Origin of the sequence: uncultured Acidaminococcus sp., assembly GCA_900538365.1 — a bacterium.
Lineage (GTDB): Bacteria > Bacillota > Negativicutes > Acidaminococcales > Acidaminococcaceae > Acidaminococcus.
Genome location: UPXT01000053.1, coordinates 1 through 15,045 on the forward strand (window position 1 = coordinate 1; position 15,045 = coordinate 15,045).

Genomic DNA, 15,045 nt, shown 5'->3' on the forward strand with positions numbered 1-15,045 from the left:
GTACCTGTCTTTACCTACGTATGATTTGGAATCCCCCAAAAATACGTGAAGAACCAAATAATTTCCATTATCACGGAGGCTATCCTCCTGCAGACAAGTTGTTCGGATTTGCAGTCATTCTTCATCATTTCAAAGGCCGGCCATGAGGTTCCGTCAGGTCCTTAAAACCGCTTCATGCAAAATAGCCAAAAGGCCGTTCTTTGATTCCCTCTCCCCAGCCAGCTTTCATTTCTATATAAAAAAAAGACTTGGAGCATCGGGATGGCTCCAAATCTTTTTTTAACCGCATAAAGGTTATAAGGGCTCCACATCTTATAGGGGTAACCATGGGATGATCGATTGCTTACCCATAGCGTGGTTCAAAAGGTTTACTGCAAAAGATGGATAGCCCTTGCCACAGGATGATTCAATCCCTCAAATAATATAAAAGAAATGGCTGTAAGGAAATGAAACTCTCTTTTGCGCCTGTTTGTTTTCCCCTTATCTTTTCTCAAAAAGGAAGTTCATCATCAGCAAGGCTGCTTTCTTTTTTCCCGTCTGACTTTTCACTGCCATCATCGGTGTCTCCAAATTCATCTTCAAAGGAAACGAGAGGCACATCATCTTCTTCATCAAAGATTGCGTCATCACCAAAATCGGGATCATCGGAGCCATGCCATTCCAAGTCAAAATAGGATTCATTCTTGGTGAGTAGGAAAAGGTCTTCTTGAATGGACTCCCATAATTCATAGTCATTTTCTTTTTCTACAACTTTCATGGCATTTTCCATGGCCTCAATGACTTCTGGGTCCGCACAAGGCGCCAGGCCAAACTCTTCCAAGACAGCTTCAAGGTCGGCCTCTTCATCCGTGGAATCAAGAAGTTCGGCAACTTCTTTTGTGAGACCATCAGGGAGCTCCGTCTCGGCATTCCAGTCAAGGATATAGCCATAGCAGGCCCGTGCTTCGGGAATCCGTCCTTCAAGGGCAAGATAGCGGCCCAATTCGGCCAAGGCTTCCGAGATTCCGCCTGCATAGATGGTCTTTCCTTCCCGGCGGATGTTGTCCAGCCAGGCTTTCTTATCGCCATGTTTTTCATAGTAGCGGTTCATAGCGGCGTAAGGACCTGTAAAGAAGGGATTGAGGCGGCAGACCCACTCGAGCTTTTTCATGGCCGCTTCCTCTTTTCCCAGGTTACAAAGGATCATGCCCCACATAAAATACATGAGATGAAGGGGCACAGGCATGAGGAGCAAGTTATCCTTTTCGCCGCGCAAGTCTTTGAGGCAGCGGTAAATGGGGACTTCCTCGTTAAGGGAAAGACTCCGTTCGTCAAGGTCTTCTTCTCCAGAATAAAATTCCCGATGCAGTTCCGTCAGTTTGCGGATGCGGCGCAGGGCCTTCTCCAGTTTTCCTTCATCCGCAAGGTTGGAAATGGCAAGCAGTTCATCGAAACATTCCTTGTAAAGGGTCATGACCACATTACCCACTTCGCTAGGGTCAAAGCTTTCTTCACTAAAAAGGCCCCGATCCGAGCTTTTCATGATCTGGTCATGGAATCCATCCACGTCATGATCATGGTCACAGCCGCAGTCACAGTCCCCGTCATGGTGATGGCCGTAAAAAAGTTCTTCTTGAAAGTTTTCTTCGTCGTGCAGGTTGTTTTTATGGAAATAAATCAGCTTATTGTCACTCATGGTCCACTCCTTTTCCCTCATCATGATGACCGTCGTGATCATGGCAGCCATTATGACTGCAATCTGCTTTTTCAATATGGGCAGCCTTGGCCTCATATTGGGAATCCTGCGTCAAATCGTAAAGATAAGCGTAGACCCGCTCAGCCGTATCCTCCTGATGAAGGGAAAGCGCTCGTTCTGCCACTTCATCAAGGGCGGCAAGGGCTCTTTTGTGAGGACCTTCACCCAGTCCAGCTGCTTGAACCACAGTTGCAAAGGCAGGCAAGGTCTCAGGCGAAAAGGTATCCATAGCCGCGTCCATGGCTTTATCCCAGTAAGAAGGAAGGGCGTCCATGATTGGATGGGTTTTCATGTATTCCCTGATGGCAGCGGCCTTTTCGGTCTCCTTTGTGAGCAGATAATACCGAGCCAATTCTCCATAGGCTCCCATGAGGTTACGACGGTAAATGGCATGTTCATATTCGCGCCGGATATTTTGAAGCCAGCCGGAAAAATCGCCTTTTTCTTCAAGGATCCGGTTCATAGGATAGTAATTGGCATAAGAAAAGGGACTCCACATAAGGCTCTGCTCGAAACGTTTATAGGCATCGTCTGGTTTTCCTAGGTCCATAAGGATACCGCCCCACAGATGATAGCCCAGGCCAAGGGGAAGAGGTGCCGGCGTAAACTTCTTGCCCTCACATTCCTGGGCAAAAAAGATGGGATAGACCAGGTACTCCAGTGGGTGATCAAGTGCTTTGGAAATAAGCTGGTCATTTTTTTCCGGAAGGGCGCCTTCCACGACACGGCGAATCTTGCGCAGGGCTTTGCGCAGATTGCCAGCTTTTCCAAGCATGCCAATCTCTTCAAGGACTTCCAGGAACTGCTGCTGCTGATCCATCATGTATTCCTTGATGAGGTCTTCCGTAACACCACCTTTTTTGCGGACGGCAGCGGCTCGTTCCTGCCAATACTGCCGGCGGGATTTATGATTCAGTTCTGTCATGGATAGGTCTCCTTTTTTCAATGTTAGACGCCCCGAGCATCAGGATCCCAAATCACTTTGTGAAGCTGGATCTGGACACAGACGCGGGAAAGCTGATGATGTTTGACAAAGTCCACCAAAGCCACGGGCTCAATCTTGCCAAAAACAGGGGACACGTAAATCTGGGCCTTGACGGGATAGGTGTTAAGGACAGTTTCCATATCAAGCAGGTCTTCTGCGGACCCGACGACAAACTTCAGGACATCATCCGATGTCAAAAGGGAAAGGTTTTCCCAGCGCATGCGGTCCCTTTCCCCTGAAGAAGGGCTCTTGATATCCATGGTATAAAAAAGCCTGTCCGGACGCTCTGAAAAGAGCGCTACCGCACCGTTTGTCTCAATATTGACCTCATAGCCCGCTTTACCCAAACGGCGGCAGAGCGCCTCGATAGGCTGGAGCATCGGTTCGCCGCCTGTGAGGGTCACCCGTTTCCACGGATAACCGGTTATCTTTAGGAAGAGATCATCTTCAGACAGCCATTCCTTAGCCTGTGAGGCCTCCCAGGCATAGGCTGTATCGCAGTAGGAGCAGCGCAGGTTGCAGCCAGCGAAGCGAACAAAAGTAGCCATATAGCCGGTTCGTTTGCCTTCTCCATCGATGGAATCAAAGATTTCCACAACAGGGAATCGCTCAGTCTTCATAAATGGCCACATTCCCTTCTGATTCCTGGACCATGACCTTCGTACAGTTTGGCACCTGGTCATGGATCCACTTGGCAATGTTTTCAGCCGTCGGATTCATGGACAGGACAGCATTGAGGTTCTGATGGTCGAGCTTTTTCACCACATCCTTGATATGATGGAAGTCGACAACCATCCCATTTTCATCAAGTTCTTCCCGGCGGCACGTCACTTCAATGGTCCAGTTGTGCCCGTGAAGCCGAGTACATTTGCTTTCATAAGGAAGCCTGAGTGCATGGGCACCGCTTACTTCCATTCTTTTTGTTACCGTATACATTACTTTTCCTCCAATGCGGGATCAGGGACACCGTTAGCCGCAAAGGCGCGCGCCCGGTCGATACAGGTCCCACAGGTGCCGCAGGGACGGTCCCCGCCTTCGTAGCAGCTCCACGTCAATTCATAAGGAGTCCCCAACTCAAGGCCTTTTTTTACGATACCCGCCTTGTTGACTTCCACAAAAGGAGCCACCAAATGACACTGCTCATAGGTTCCAAGGGAAATGGCCTTTCCCATGGCATCCGTAAAGGCCTCGCTGCAGTCGGCATAGGCATTGCCGGCCGCATCATCGGCGTGGGCCCCAAGATAAATGTCCACATCATCCTTTTCAAAAAGACTCATGGCAAGGCTTGCAACGGCACTCAGCATAAGCCCATTGCGGAACGGTACATAGGTCGATACCTTGCCTTCCCCATTTTGGGCAATCTGGTCCTCATAGCTTTCATGGACGATTTCTTCTGTCGAATGGGACAGGAGACTGCAGTTCGAATACTGGAAGATTTTTGATAGATCCAGTTCATAATGGGGGACATGATAGAAATCAGCCACTTTCTGGGCCGCGTCAAGTTCCTTGCGATGCTTCTGGCCATAAAAGATGGAAACGGTAGCCACGTTTTCCCGGCCCAATTCATGAATGGCCACAGATACACAGGTCGTTGAATCCACACCGCCGCTTGACAGAACAAGGGCTTTCTTATTCATGGACAAAGGCCTCCATTCTGCGCTGGGCCATTTCCTTGTATTCATCCTGGTAATAGACGGCAAAGGGCAGGATGCTGATGCCGCCGCGAGGATTGAAATACCCGGCAACCTCCAGATACTTCGGCGAGAGAAGGGCAACTAGGTCGTTTTTAATGATATTGACGCAGTCTTCATGGAAGTCTCCGTTATTGCGGAAAGAAAAGAGATAGAGTTTCAGGGATTTACTTTCCACCAGTTTATGGTCTGGGATATAGCTGATGACAATGCGGCCGAAATCAGGCTGGCCCGTTTTCGGGCAAAGGCTTGTAAATTCTGGGCAGTTCAGCTTGACCATGTAAGGTGCTTCCTCATGTTTATTGGGGAAGGCCTCCAGGACCGAAGGATCATAGGTGCTTTTATATTCCGTATGGCCGCTGCCAAGAGCAGTTACACCGGCAAGTTCTTCTTTTGTTCTCATAATGACAGACCTTTCTTCTTTTGGTAACGAACAAACATTATATCCTATCTTCCTGTCTTGTGGCAAGGCTATGGAATCAGGCTGTCCCTTAGGAACAGTCCTTGCTGTTTTTCAAGAAGGCAATGAGCTGCTTCATCCCTTCCGACGCATACTGATGCTTCTTCCAAATGAGGCTCAAGTGGATCTTGAGGGGCTCTTCAAAAGGAAGGAAGCAAAGATCCGGGTCGTCAAGGAACATTTCCTTGTAGCCAACGCCCATGGCCCCGCCATTTTTCACAAGCTGGATCATGGTATACAGCTGGGACGTGCGGCAGAGGATCTGGGGTTCCTGTCCAGCTTTGCGGAAACGGCCCTCCACAAGCTCAGACTGAAAGAAAAGTTCCGGCATGAGAACCAGCTTTTCTGCAGATAGGTTTGCCAGAGGCAGGACTTTTTTTCCTGCAAGGGGATGATTTCGACAGACAAGGGCTCCTGATTCAAGATCAGTGACAAATAAAGCCTCAAATCCACTGTATACAGGCTGCGTATGGATGATGAAGGCAAGATCCAGGAGTTCATGTTCCAATTCTTCCTTGATGACCGCCCGCCGCTTTTCCATAACCTCCAAACTGATTTCCTCATGGTGGCGAAAAAAATCGGTATAGAGGCGGGGCAAAAGCCAGCCGCCCAACACAGGGGGAACACCAAGACGCAGGATATGGCGGCCGGCACCAAGGTCCTGCATGATCCGCACAAGTTTATCGGCGTTTTCCGTAAGGGAACGGGACAGCTTGAGGAGCTGCTCCCCTTCCGCCGTCAGTTCCACACCGCGATACTGGCGAACAAAAAGCCCGACGCCAAATTCCTTTTCAAGGCTCTGGATGGCGCTTGACAGGGAAGGCTGGGAAATATGGAGCTGCTGTGCCGCCTGTGTCAAATTGCCGCAGGCGCAGACAGCCTGGAAATAGCGCAGTTGGATGAGGTTCATGACAGGCTCCTTATTCCATAGTTTCAATTTATATTATAAAAGGTAAAATATATTATACAAATTTCTTTTTTCACTCTATACTATAACACAAAAAAGAGCATACTTTTCGTAAAAATTTGTAAGCCTCGTTCCCATCGTATGAGGCATCTATAAAAAAGGAGCATAGGTATGATGGCGTCGATGATTTCAAAAGCAGCAAGGAGACGAAGCTGTCTTTCTGTAGGACTGCGGCGGGATTCTTATCCCCTTCTTTTCATCATGACCTCCGTAGGCGGTTTCTGTGCGTCCTACAGCTTTCTTGTCCGGGGCGGCGTCTTTGCCTTTGCCCAGACGGGAAACATCATCTATTCCGGTCACGTCATGGCAAGCGGTCATTTCCTGGGCGTCCTGACTTTTCTCTTTCCTATCCTTTCCTATATGCTGGGCCTGTTCCTTTCCCAGCAGCTCAGGGATAGGCAATCTGATCTCGTCACGTTTGAAAAGAGTATTCTCCTTTTCCAGAGCCTTCTCATGGCCCTATCAGCCCTCATGCCGGATAGTTTTGCTGCAACCCGCCTTGTGCTCTGCCTCCTGGGCCTGTCCTCCGGTCTTCAGATGCAGACCTTCCACCGCGTCGCTGGACATGAATACACGAGTATCATGGTCATGGGCAACATGAAGCGCACCGTCGAGGCCTTCAGCACCTACCTGAAGGATCATGAAAGAGGATCACTCAAAAAAGCCCTTCTCTACATCTTCATCAATGGCGTTTTCTGTATGGGATCTGCTTGGGGCTTTGCCGTCACAAAGGCCATGGGCGACTTGGCCATTGCTGTTCCGGCCTTATTTCTTTTGTTTGGTGCCCTCACATTAAAAGAGTAAGGAATGCTTACCGTCTTCCACAAGTCCCCCAAAAAAAGCCCTGCGTTGCAGGGCCTTTTGGCCGCCTTCAACAGGCCGCCCATCTTTTTAAACGTTCCTCTTTCCTAAATCCGACAAGGAGGATTGCCCGCTTTTCAGTCCTTGTCAGCGCAAGGAAAAAGGCAACTTTTTATTTACCTATACCCGTTCAAGGACAGTCCGTTCCCCTTGAAGATGACGGGAAGGAAAGCTGAAGGCATAGTCACCTTGCTGCCAGTGCCAAAGTGGCCCCTTATCCCGTTATCCTACTGGGCCTCACCGTTACTGCCCATCCAGCAAAAAATAGAAAATCCCTATCGTTCCTCCTCAAAAAGGCGGACACCGGAGCGGACGTACCCGTTCTGGCGGCAGCACCGAAAAGCTCGTTGGTCCCCCCTAAAGAAAAGACTCCCCTACAGCAGCGAGGGAGTCTTTTTTCTTACCGTGCATGGGGCAAGGTCGTTGCTGCCACTAGGCGCTTTGCGTATCCCACAAGGCCCCGGGCCCAGTCCGTCCGCAGATAGCACACATCAAGGGCGGTTGGGGAAATACGCCAGCGGTCCAAGGCATCGGCATCCTTGAAGATATCATAGAGCAGGATTGCTTTTCCGAGGCCTTTTTCCCGCAGGGCCGCCTTGCCCAGTTCATCATCCCGGTCATGGTAGGCCATGATAAGGTAGGTCCGTTCGTCAAAAGCGACTTCGCCGCGTTCAGTAAAGGCCTTGAAGTTTTCCGCAGCCCGCGCACCGTGCCCAACGTCACGCGTGTCGTCCTGCCGACACGAATCGTGGAATACAGAAGCCTTCACAAGGACGCTCCGTTCTTCTTCAGAAAGCTGTGCCAGGTCTGCAATCTTCAGGCAGTAGAGAAGCACCCGAGCACAGTGGTTCTTCGTATGCAAAAGGCTTACAAACTGACCAAAAGTGATGCGTTCTTCCATGAAGTCATACCAGGTATGAAATGTCTCTTGGAGGGTTTTAGGTTCTTTTTTGAGGGCTTCATCCAAAAACATGCTTTCGTCTCCTCCCTAAGAAAAAGGACCATGGCATCCCATGATCCCCTGCGTATTATGATTTGTGGATCAGTTCATTCCGGACAACATGCTTGGGATCTGTAATCAAGAGATTGACAATCCATATGACAAGGGCAAGGGCCACCACAGAAAGGCCCAGGAACGTATCATTCACGAGGGATTCAAAATCGGGTACGAAAAAGCTTGCTCCCAATTCCCGATATTCAAAGATGGCATCCACAAGCCACATGAGGGAAGCACCCCAAAAAAGCCAGCACAGGGTTCCCCATTTCATCTGATGCCGCGAGTCCGACCCATACCAGAGCGCCGTTGCCGCAACCGCTGCAAAAACGGTGATGAGAAGGGTCATGATCAGGCCTCGCTTTCAGCGGACTTTGCTTCGCGGAGGGCCTTTTTCTCGAGAACGCGGCTGACGGCAACCATACCAATCCAGACGCCGGTCACCATGAGCGCCATACCGGCTCCAACGGTGCTCATCTCATGAAGCATGGAAGCCGTTTCTTCCGCAGATTCCATGGCTGTCAGGAAGGGAAAGAAAGGAACGACTTCGCCATGCCAAAGATGTTCAAAGGCAAGGAGCGCGCTGCCGCCCCAAAGCATTTTATTGAGCCAGCCCAATTTTTCCGTTACGAAAAGGGTCCGAACGCCGCTATCTTTTTCTGCTTTTTTATGACCCAAAAGCTTCGTTGCTGCCGTTACAGCAATCGCTTCTGCTGTAGGTACGATGAAACATGCCATAATGATGACCTCCCTTAACACTCGAAAAAGCAAAACAGACTTTTTTTATGCTTTCATTTTACAAAATTTCAGGAAATTTGCAACATCAAAATACTGCTTATCCATCCCACTTTTTTTGAGTTTCCGCTTTCTGTTTTAAGGGAAAGACAAAGGAAAGACTGTGATACAAAAAAGGACCTGGAAAGTAGGTCCTTCCAAGTCCTTTCTCTCTTATTTCCCGTCAAAGCGCACCTTTACGACGGCTTTTTTCACATGGGACGGTTTCCCTTTTTGAGCCTCACAGTTGGGACGATGGACTTCCCAAGGAAAGAAGATGGCAAAATCCCCTTTTTGGAGGGTTACGACATTTTCCTGTTCCGTCTTGCCATAAAAAGAAACATCATTGGTCTTTCGCCGGTCCTCGGTCATGTCAGAAACGTGTTCCACATCCGTAAAGCCCAACGTTTCTGTGCCTTCTGCCATAAGCTGGATGTCGATATAGCATTCGTGCTTTTCCGGACGGCGCTTTTCAAAAGGTTCCGTCTCATATTCATTGGTGCCCACAAAGATTTCCTCGCCGTCAATCTCAGTTTTTCCAAGGGGCAGCGTTTCAAGGTCCAGGTCCCGTACAGCAACAAGGGCCTTCTGGAGGCGTCCCGTCATAAAGGGAAGGATGCGGTCGATTTCTTTTTGCGTTCCTGTAATCATGTCATTTCTCCTTTCAGTACCCTTCGGGTCACGACATCATAAGAGGCCTTCGATTTTCTTGTAACAGCGCAAGGCATTGTTATAAAAGACGTCTTCGTGACGCTCTGCCGGAATCACCGCCTTCATGACGTCCAAATAACTCTTGACGTTGATAAGGGGCCAATCGGTCCCATACATGACCTTATCATAGCGCTCGGCGTAATCAAGCCACATGCGCAGATAAGCAAAATAGGCCTGCTGCTTTTTGAGGTATTCTTCCCCACTGGCGCAGCCGACAAGGAGGCCTGAAATGTCGATATAGACGTTTTCATTCTTGGCCATGACTTCCACAGCATCAAGGATCCATGGGCTTCCCACGTGGGCAATGACAAAACGCACACGGGGGTGGGATGCCGCGACTTCATCAAGGGTGAGAGGATGGGCATATTTCAAAAGACCATGACCGCCAGCTGTCTCCCCCATGTGAAAGCAGACAGGCACATCAAACTTTTCGGCAAGGGCGTAAAAAGGCTCATGACGGGGATCTTTGGCATAGACCCGATTGTAGCCTGTATAAACCTTGATCCCGACACATTGAGGCGTCTTAAGGAAGCGTTCCATTTCCTTAGCCGACGCTTCACAGTTTTCAAGGGTCAGTTCTTCACTCTGGATACCGGCACAGTAGCAGATTTCCTTTCCCTGGTTGTAATGAAGCCTATCAAAGGGACCTGCCAGATCCGGCACCTGGGGTACAACACCGCCAAACTGGGGCTCGCCGCCCGAGGCATTGCCCATGACAACACTCATAACAATGCCATTTTCATGGCAGGCTGCAAGGTAATGGGCTGCCGTATTTTCATGTCCAGCATGTTGGGCAACCTCATCAAATCCGGGGAAGCGGGCAAAATGCATATGAGCATCAATGATTTTCACTCGTATCATCTCCTGGGGTGAGATTCCAGAGCCTTTCTTCTGTCCTTACAAAAGGAAGGAGGTTCCTGATGGCCGCTTTTTGGTCTTCCAGAAGAGAAAGCGTGGCCTGCGTCAGTCCTTGGTCAAAGCTAACACGGGTGCTGCCCATGGTCAGCGTGGAAAGACGAGGCCCTTCTAGGCTCCGTACGTGTTGGGAGAGTGTGACATAAAATGTCCGGCTCTGTCCAAGGCGTTTTTTGTCGAGGGTCACTATAACAAGGTAAGAGGCACCGGCCTTTTGGGCGGCTTTCATAAGCGTGCCTTCCTCGATGCGAAAATTATCCTCTTTTTCGTGCTTTACGTCAAGGACCGTATAACGCGGCAGCATTGCCCGGTAATCGTCGAGAACAAAGCGCCCCAGATCAGGTGAAAAACGGTCATCAAAGGAATCTTCCGTCGTATAAAGTGCAAGCGCCACCATCGGCGTTTTTCCCCCATCCTGCGTCAAAGGAACCTTCCGAAGAAGGCCCTTTTTTACAGCTTCATCATAGGAGTCATAAAAATGCCGCAAGGCAAGGTCAAGATAAAAAGAAACGGGATGCTGATATCCAGAATAGTTTTTGGAAAGGTCAAATTTGACCACCTTTCCAAATTGGGTAAAGTCACCGCCGAAAAAAGTCTGGAGACTGCCCGGTACGGGATCAAGGCTTGTGACCACACGAGTCAGGTCAATCCGCTTCCCGTATCCATCGGCAAAAGCTTTATTGCCGACAGCCGGAGCGCCAAAAGTGATGACCGGAACCTGGGCCTTGGGAATGCCTTTTTCCACTAGGCGTTCCGCAACAAGGCTTGCAACCGCGCCGCCTAGACTGTGACCAGTAAGGTAGAGCCTGCGGTCTGGATGCTGTTTGAGATAAGAGGCGGCCATCTCTTTCTTGCCATCGCCATCAAGGTCCATGGGGGTCCGAAGGACCATTGCGGCATAGCGTTCAAACCCTTTGTGGACGCTGGGAACAGTTTTCGGATCAGTTCCTTTATCTTTCTTGTCAAAGGGAACCAAGGAAGCACTGAAATTGGTCTTCCAATCCGTCTTGGTTTGGCTGCCCCGAAAAGCAAGGATAGTTGGATGCGTTCTGCCGTAGGCCTTTTTGCTTACAGCGACAGCAAAATGGACATCCGTATCATCCGAAGCGGTACGAAAAGGCGAAACATCCCAACCATAGTCAGATAAGAGGCTGTGTTCGCTGCTGCCTTCACCCATGCTGTACGTGCCGGCGCACATAAGGGCCGTTCCAGCAATCTTAAGGTTTTCCTTGACCGCCTTTTCATAGCGTACCTTTTCCTGTGCTGAAACAGCTGCGGCAGAAACGCTTTGGGATTCAGCGGGGCGCACGGGGGAGGCAGCACCTGCTGAAAATGGAAGAAACAGGGATCCCATAAGGACCCCTGCTGTAAGTGCGCGTGTAAGCATTTTTTCAGTGAAGCGGATGCTGCGCATTGATTTCCCTGATTTCTTCCGGCGTAAAGCGGGCCGTCACATTCCCATCAAGGAGGTCCCCCACCTCTCCGACTTGAAAATAAATGGTAATGCCGCCATTTTGGTTAAAGACAAAATCTTCCGGCACACGGGTAGGCATTTTCTTCGGCGTTATGCGAATATACCCATCGCGATAGAAGTTGGCATCCGCCTTCTTCACCAGGTCATCCACCGTCATCCGGCAGACCTTTGCCAGCGGGATGCGCTGCCCGGTCTTTAAATCGTAGTTGATGGCATGGACCGTTGTGGTATTGGTCTTCCCATCGTTGCGCAGATCATAGAGCACAACACTGGCAATATCTTTATCTTCGTAGGCCGTTTCAAACCAGGTCCGCCCGCTCAAAAATTTCCGATACATGTAATCGTAGCGGAAATCATCCATATAGACGCGGAGGTCACTGTTGATGGCCTTTGTCGCCGCCTTATTGTCTGCCTTGATATAGGGCCAGCTCATATCGATATTGGCAATGGCCGCTGATTTTGTCTCCACTTCCGCAGATACAGGGAGCGCCGCCGCGGAAAGAGAGGCACAAAGGACAAAACTCAAAGCCAGGATTTTTTTATTCATTGGAATCGGCTCCTTTCAAAATAAATCAATCAGAAGAAAATCCTTTTTGAATATCTGTCACAAGGACCGTTCTTCCATCGATACGGAAGTGCACATTAAAACCCGAAAAACTCATTCCATAGATTCGCTGTGCATCATGCTGATAATGAGGGCGCGGATCTTGAGCAAGGACCTTTTTGAGGGCCTGCCGCTGGGTAGGCGTAAAAGGAGCAAGAAGAGCCTCATCGCACTCCACGCAAAGCTCGGCCTCAGGTCCCGCGGCAAAGCCGCTTCGCGCCTGAGGACGGGCATCGGCGTAAGGGATATAGGGCTTGATATCATAGATGGGCGTACCGCTCATCAGATCAGCTCCCCGTACAACGAGAATGATACCCTTGGCCCCGCCCTCCTTGATTTCTGCAAGTTCCACAAGGGAGAGTCCCAAAGGATTGGGCCGAAAAGGAGAGCGGGTAGCAAAAACGCCGAGCCGTTCATTGCCGCCAAGGCGAGGCGGACGCACCGTCGGGGACCAAGTACGGTTCTTTGAAAAGCCCCAAATCAGCCACAGATGGGAGAAGCCTTCCATACCGCGGAGCGCTTCCCGCATCCGGTATGGTGGGGTAAAAACAAGGGTCCCCTCAATTTCCGGCACGAGTCCGCTCTGCCGCGGCAGGCCAAATTTATCCGTCAAAGGGCCTTCATAATAGGCAATGGGAGAAAGGGTCAGTTGGTCTTTCATGACTTATTCCTTGACAGCCGGAATCTGCGTTTTATTTAGGTCGTTGTCAACATAAAAGCGTGTTCCTGTTGCCGTCAATTCCGCCGCGAGCCCCTTGGTCGTCATTTGGTACATCCACATTCCCGGGGCCACCTGGAAGGCTCCTTCAAGGCTGTCACCATGGACATCATCCGTGGCAGCTGCCGCCGCCTGTCCGCCAAAGGTCCACCCTTTGGTGATAAAGCTGGTAAAAGCATCAATCGTATCAAAGACAAAGATCGTATTGGTCTGACGGACACCTAGACCAAGGCCCAGTTTTCCTTGGGCCATCTTCATGAAGACTTCCGTACCATTACTGTTATTGATGGCCCGGCCCCTTCCGTGACCGCCGCCAATGAAACCGGCCGTGTAACTAGTATCGACAAAGACAGCGTAGCCGTAGGCATGTTCAATGGCTCGTTTCGATTTCGGTTTCTTTTCGTAAAGAAGCTTTAGGGCCTCGTATGTTTTGGTACGAAGCTCCTGGCGCTGGGTCTCTTTTTTATCAGCTTTGGTCGGTGCAGCCGCAAGGGCGGGTACAGTCACAAGGAGAAGGGCAAGAACAAAGACAGCGAGCTTTTGCAGACGTTTCATGGATAGGCCTCCAATCTAGAACAGGAAGAAGCCGACAAGGCTCCTTATTTTGCCGCCATGACGGCCGGTTCCGGCGTCACGGAACCGCCGCCCGTAAGAGTAAAGGTCCTGCCGTCAAGCCAGTGATTCATGGGATCTGTCGAATCATAGAAAATGTGGTAGCCGTTCCCCGTGATGTTCTTGAGCGTGGTATCGCCATCGATGAGGACGTTTACATGGGCATCTCCGGAAAGGCTCCATGTCGATTTTCCGTCAAGGCCAACCTTGACGGATTTGGCCGTTTTCTTTTCATTGATAGTCCCGTACCAATGACTTTCATTTTGAAGGGTCATAGTGACAGAACTTAAGGCGTCGACCGTAATATCGCCGCTCATCGGTTGGTTATTGCCGATGAATTCGAGGGCCGCCCCATTTTGGCCTTCCTTGCCCCAGCGACCGGCCTTAACGCGGATAAGCTCCTTGCCTTCATACTGGAAGCCCGTCATTTCGGCATAGATGCGGGCATTGGTGTTCGTCACAAAGAACATGGGCCCTGCCCCAACGTGACGCAGGGAGGCGTGTTTGGCAGAAAAACGGGTCACATGGTCGGCATCGGGGACTTTGCTGAGCTGACGATAAAGCAGGATTCCTTCCGTACCACCGCCTGTAAAGTCCGCATACTCAAGGTGGGCTACGTTGGAACCTTCAACAACGACAAGATTGGAAGCACCAGCCCCGCCGCGCACTTCCGAAACAGCAATATCGCCGCCGGAATAAATGATAGGGCTTTCAATCCCCGTCGTCGAAAGGGTACTCTGGGTCACGGTCACGGTCGATTTTCCGCCCCCCGCGGAAAGTGCCGCTGAATAAGCACCAGTCGTACCGATGTTGACATTATTGGCTTCTGCCTTACCTTCTTTTTGAACGGCAAGACCAGGAGACCAAAGGCCCGACGTGCGCACATTGGTATTATGGAGTTTTACGGAAGCTTCCGGTCCAGCAGCAAAGACTGCAGCCGCGCCATCAGCCTGACCGTTAAGGACACAGCCTTCCAAAAGGGCCGTGCTGTTATGAGAAAGGACGAGCGCATTTTGGCCGTTCAGGCGGCTGCCCTTGATGCTCGTGGTATGCCCCAGCTTGCTGATGTTGCTGTGGGTTACCGTGATATTGGCCCCATTTTGGAAATACAAGGCATTTTGATCCTGCTGAGAAGCTGCATAGCCATCCCCAAGACTTAGCGTTTCCCCAGAAACAGTCTTTACAGCCTTAAAGAGACTGGGGTCGAGGGCTTCCCCATTTTCATCGGAGGGAATGACAGGCAGTGAAGGCACAGCCTGCTGTGCCTTTACTGCCGCAGGTTCCGTTTGGGCAGCCGCGGCAGGAGCTGTTTCTGCAAAGACCGTACCGGTCGTTCCCAAGGACAGAAGAACAGCAAGAACCAATGAATGATGTATCCGCATAGAAAGACTCTCCTTTTGTACAAGACGATAGATTCTATCTTTATAGTATACCTTTTTCACTGAGTAATCTCAAATAAGGGTTGTGAAAAAAATGCGAAAATAACAGAAGGTTAATTGTAAAATGAAATAGGACATATAAAAAGACATACAGGAAATCTTTTG

The 15,045-nt window shown here is 50.2% G+C and carries 18 protein-coding genes; 1 reads left to right on the plus strand and 17 read right to left on the minus strand.

Going from position 1 to position 15,045, the window contains the following annotated elements:
- Positions 1–490: 490 nt before the first annotated feature.
- The 7 genes from QZQ08_RS08745 to QZQ08_RS08775 form a co-directional block, all read right to left on the minus strand.
- Complete coding sequence (locus QZQ08_RS08745) at positions 491–1,726, minus strand: hypothetical protein (protein ID WP_296330944.1); 1,236 nt, start codon at positions 1,724–1,726, stop codon at positions 491–493.
- Complete coding sequence (locus tag QZQ08_RS08750; RefSeq protein WP_296330947.1) at positions 1,668–2,660, minus strand: hypothetical protein; 993 nt, start codon at positions 2,658–2,660, stop codon at positions 1,668–1,670. Before QZQ08_RS08750 ends, QZQ08_RS08745 begins: the two co-directional genes overlap by 59 nt.
- 23 nt (positions 2,661–2,683) lie before the next feature.
- Positions 2,684–3,340, minus strand: a complete 657-nt coding sequence (queE, locus tag QZQ08_RS08755; RefSeq protein WP_296330951.1) for a putative 7-carboxy-7-deazaguanine synthase QueE — start codon at positions 3,338–3,340, stop codon at positions 2,684–2,686.
- Positions 3,330–3,656, minus strand: coding sequence for a 6-carboxytetrahydropterin synthase QueD (gene queD, locus QZQ08_RS08760; RefSeq protein WP_296330954.1), 327 nt, complete (start codon positions 3,654–3,656; stop codon positions 3,330–3,332). Before queD ends, queE begins: the two co-directional genes overlap by 11 nt.
- Entirely contained in the window at positions 3,656–4,357 is a 702-nt protein-coding gene (gene queC, locus QZQ08_RS08765; RefSeq protein ID WP_296330956.1) for a 7-cyano-7-deazaguanine synthase QueC, read from the minus strand. The genes queD and queC overlap by 1 nt, the downstream gene beginning before the upstream one ends.
- Positions 4,350–4,814 carry a preQ(1) synthase gene (gene queF / locus QZQ08_RS08770; RefSeq protein ID WP_296330959.1) on the minus strand — a complete coding sequence of 155 codons (465 nt, stop codon included), beginning with the start codon at positions 4,812–4,814 and terminating at the stop codon, positions 4,350–4,352. The genes queC and queF overlap by 8 nt, the downstream gene beginning before the upstream one ends.
- A gap of 88 nt (positions 4,815–4,902) precedes the next feature.
- Complete coding sequence (locus QZQ08_RS08775; protein ID WP_296330961.1) at positions 4,903–5,781, minus strand: LysR family transcriptional regulator; 879 nt, start codon at positions 5,779–5,781, stop codon at positions 4,903–4,905.
- A 168-nt stretch (positions 5,782–5,949) separates the two neighbouring features.
- Between QZQ08_RS08775 and QZQ08_RS08780 the strand changes: the two genes are divergently transcribed.
- Positions 5,950–6,642 carry a YoaK family protein gene (locus tag QZQ08_RS08780; protein ID WP_296330963.1) on the plus strand — a complete coding sequence of 231 codons (693 nt, stop codon included), beginning with the start codon at positions 5,950–5,952 and terminating at the stop codon, positions 6,640–6,642.
- A gap of 457 nt (positions 6,643–7,099) precedes the next feature.
- Here the strand turns inward: QZQ08_RS08780 and QZQ08_RS08785 are convergent, their stop codons facing one another.
- The 10 genes from QZQ08_RS08785 to QZQ08_RS08830 all read right to left on the minus strand — a co-directional run bounded on the left by QZQ08_RS08785 (position 7,100) and on the right by QZQ08_RS08830 (position 14,883).
- Entirely contained in the window at positions 7,100–7,672 is a 573-nt protein-coding gene (locus QZQ08_RS08785; protein WP_296330965.1) for an HD domain-containing protein, read from the minus strand.
- A gap of 55 nt (positions 7,673–7,727) precedes the next feature.
- A complete protein-coding gene (locus QZQ08_RS08790; protein ID WP_296330966.1) occupies positions 7,728–8,042 on the minus strand; it encodes a hypothetical protein in 315 nt (104 codons plus the stop codon).
- 2 nt (positions 8,043–8,044) lie between these two features.
- Positions 8,045–8,431: a hypothetical protein gene (locus tag QZQ08_RS08795; protein WP_296330969.1), complete on the minus strand. Its 387-nt coding sequence runs from the start codon at positions 8,429–8,431 to the stop codon at positions 8,045–8,047.
- Positions 8,432–8,641: 210 nt separating this feature from the next.
- Positions 8,642–9,118 (minus strand): YhcH/YjgK/YiaL family protein, encoded by a 477-nt coding sequence (locus QZQ08_RS08800; protein WP_296330971.1) that lies wholly within the window; start codon positions 9,116–9,118, stop codon positions 8,642–8,644.
- Between the two features lie 36 nt (positions 9,119–9,154).
- Positions 9,155–10,039, minus strand: a complete 885-nt coding sequence (locus QZQ08_RS08805) for an amidohydrolase family protein (protein WP_296330973.1) — start codon at positions 10,037–10,039, stop codon at positions 9,155–9,157.
- On the minus strand, positions 10,017–11,480 hold the full coding sequence (locus tag QZQ08_RS08810; protein WP_296330975.1) for a lipase family protein: 1,464 nt from the start codon (positions 11,478–11,480) through the stop codon (positions 10,017–10,019). The genes QZQ08_RS08805 and QZQ08_RS08810 overlap by 23 nt, the downstream gene beginning before the upstream one ends.
- Positions 11,481–11,484: 4 nt before the next feature.
- Positions 11,485–12,114, minus strand: coding sequence for a hypothetical protein (locus tag QZQ08_RS08815; RefSeq protein ID WP_296330977.1), 630 nt, complete (start codon positions 12,112–12,114; stop codon positions 11,485–11,487).
- Between the two features lie 25 nt (positions 12,115–12,139).
- A complete protein-coding gene (gene tsaA / locus QZQ08_RS08820; RefSeq protein WP_296330978.1) occupies positions 12,140–12,832 on the minus strand; it encodes a tRNA (N6-threonylcarbamoyladenosine(37)-N6)-methyltransferase TrmO in 693 nt (230 codons plus the stop codon).
- A 3-nt stretch (positions 12,833–12,835) separates the two neighbouring features.
- A complete protein-coding gene (locus QZQ08_RS08825; RefSeq protein WP_296330980.1) occupies positions 12,836–13,444 on the minus strand; it encodes a YSC84-related protein in 609 nt (202 codons plus the stop codon).
- 44 nt (positions 13,445–13,488) lie between these two features.
- Positions 13,489–14,883, minus strand: coding sequence for a hypothetical protein (locus tag QZQ08_RS08830; protein WP_296330983.1), 1,395 nt, complete (start codon positions 14,881–14,883; stop codon positions 13,489–13,491).
- Positions 14,884–15,045: the final 162 nt, after the last annotated feature.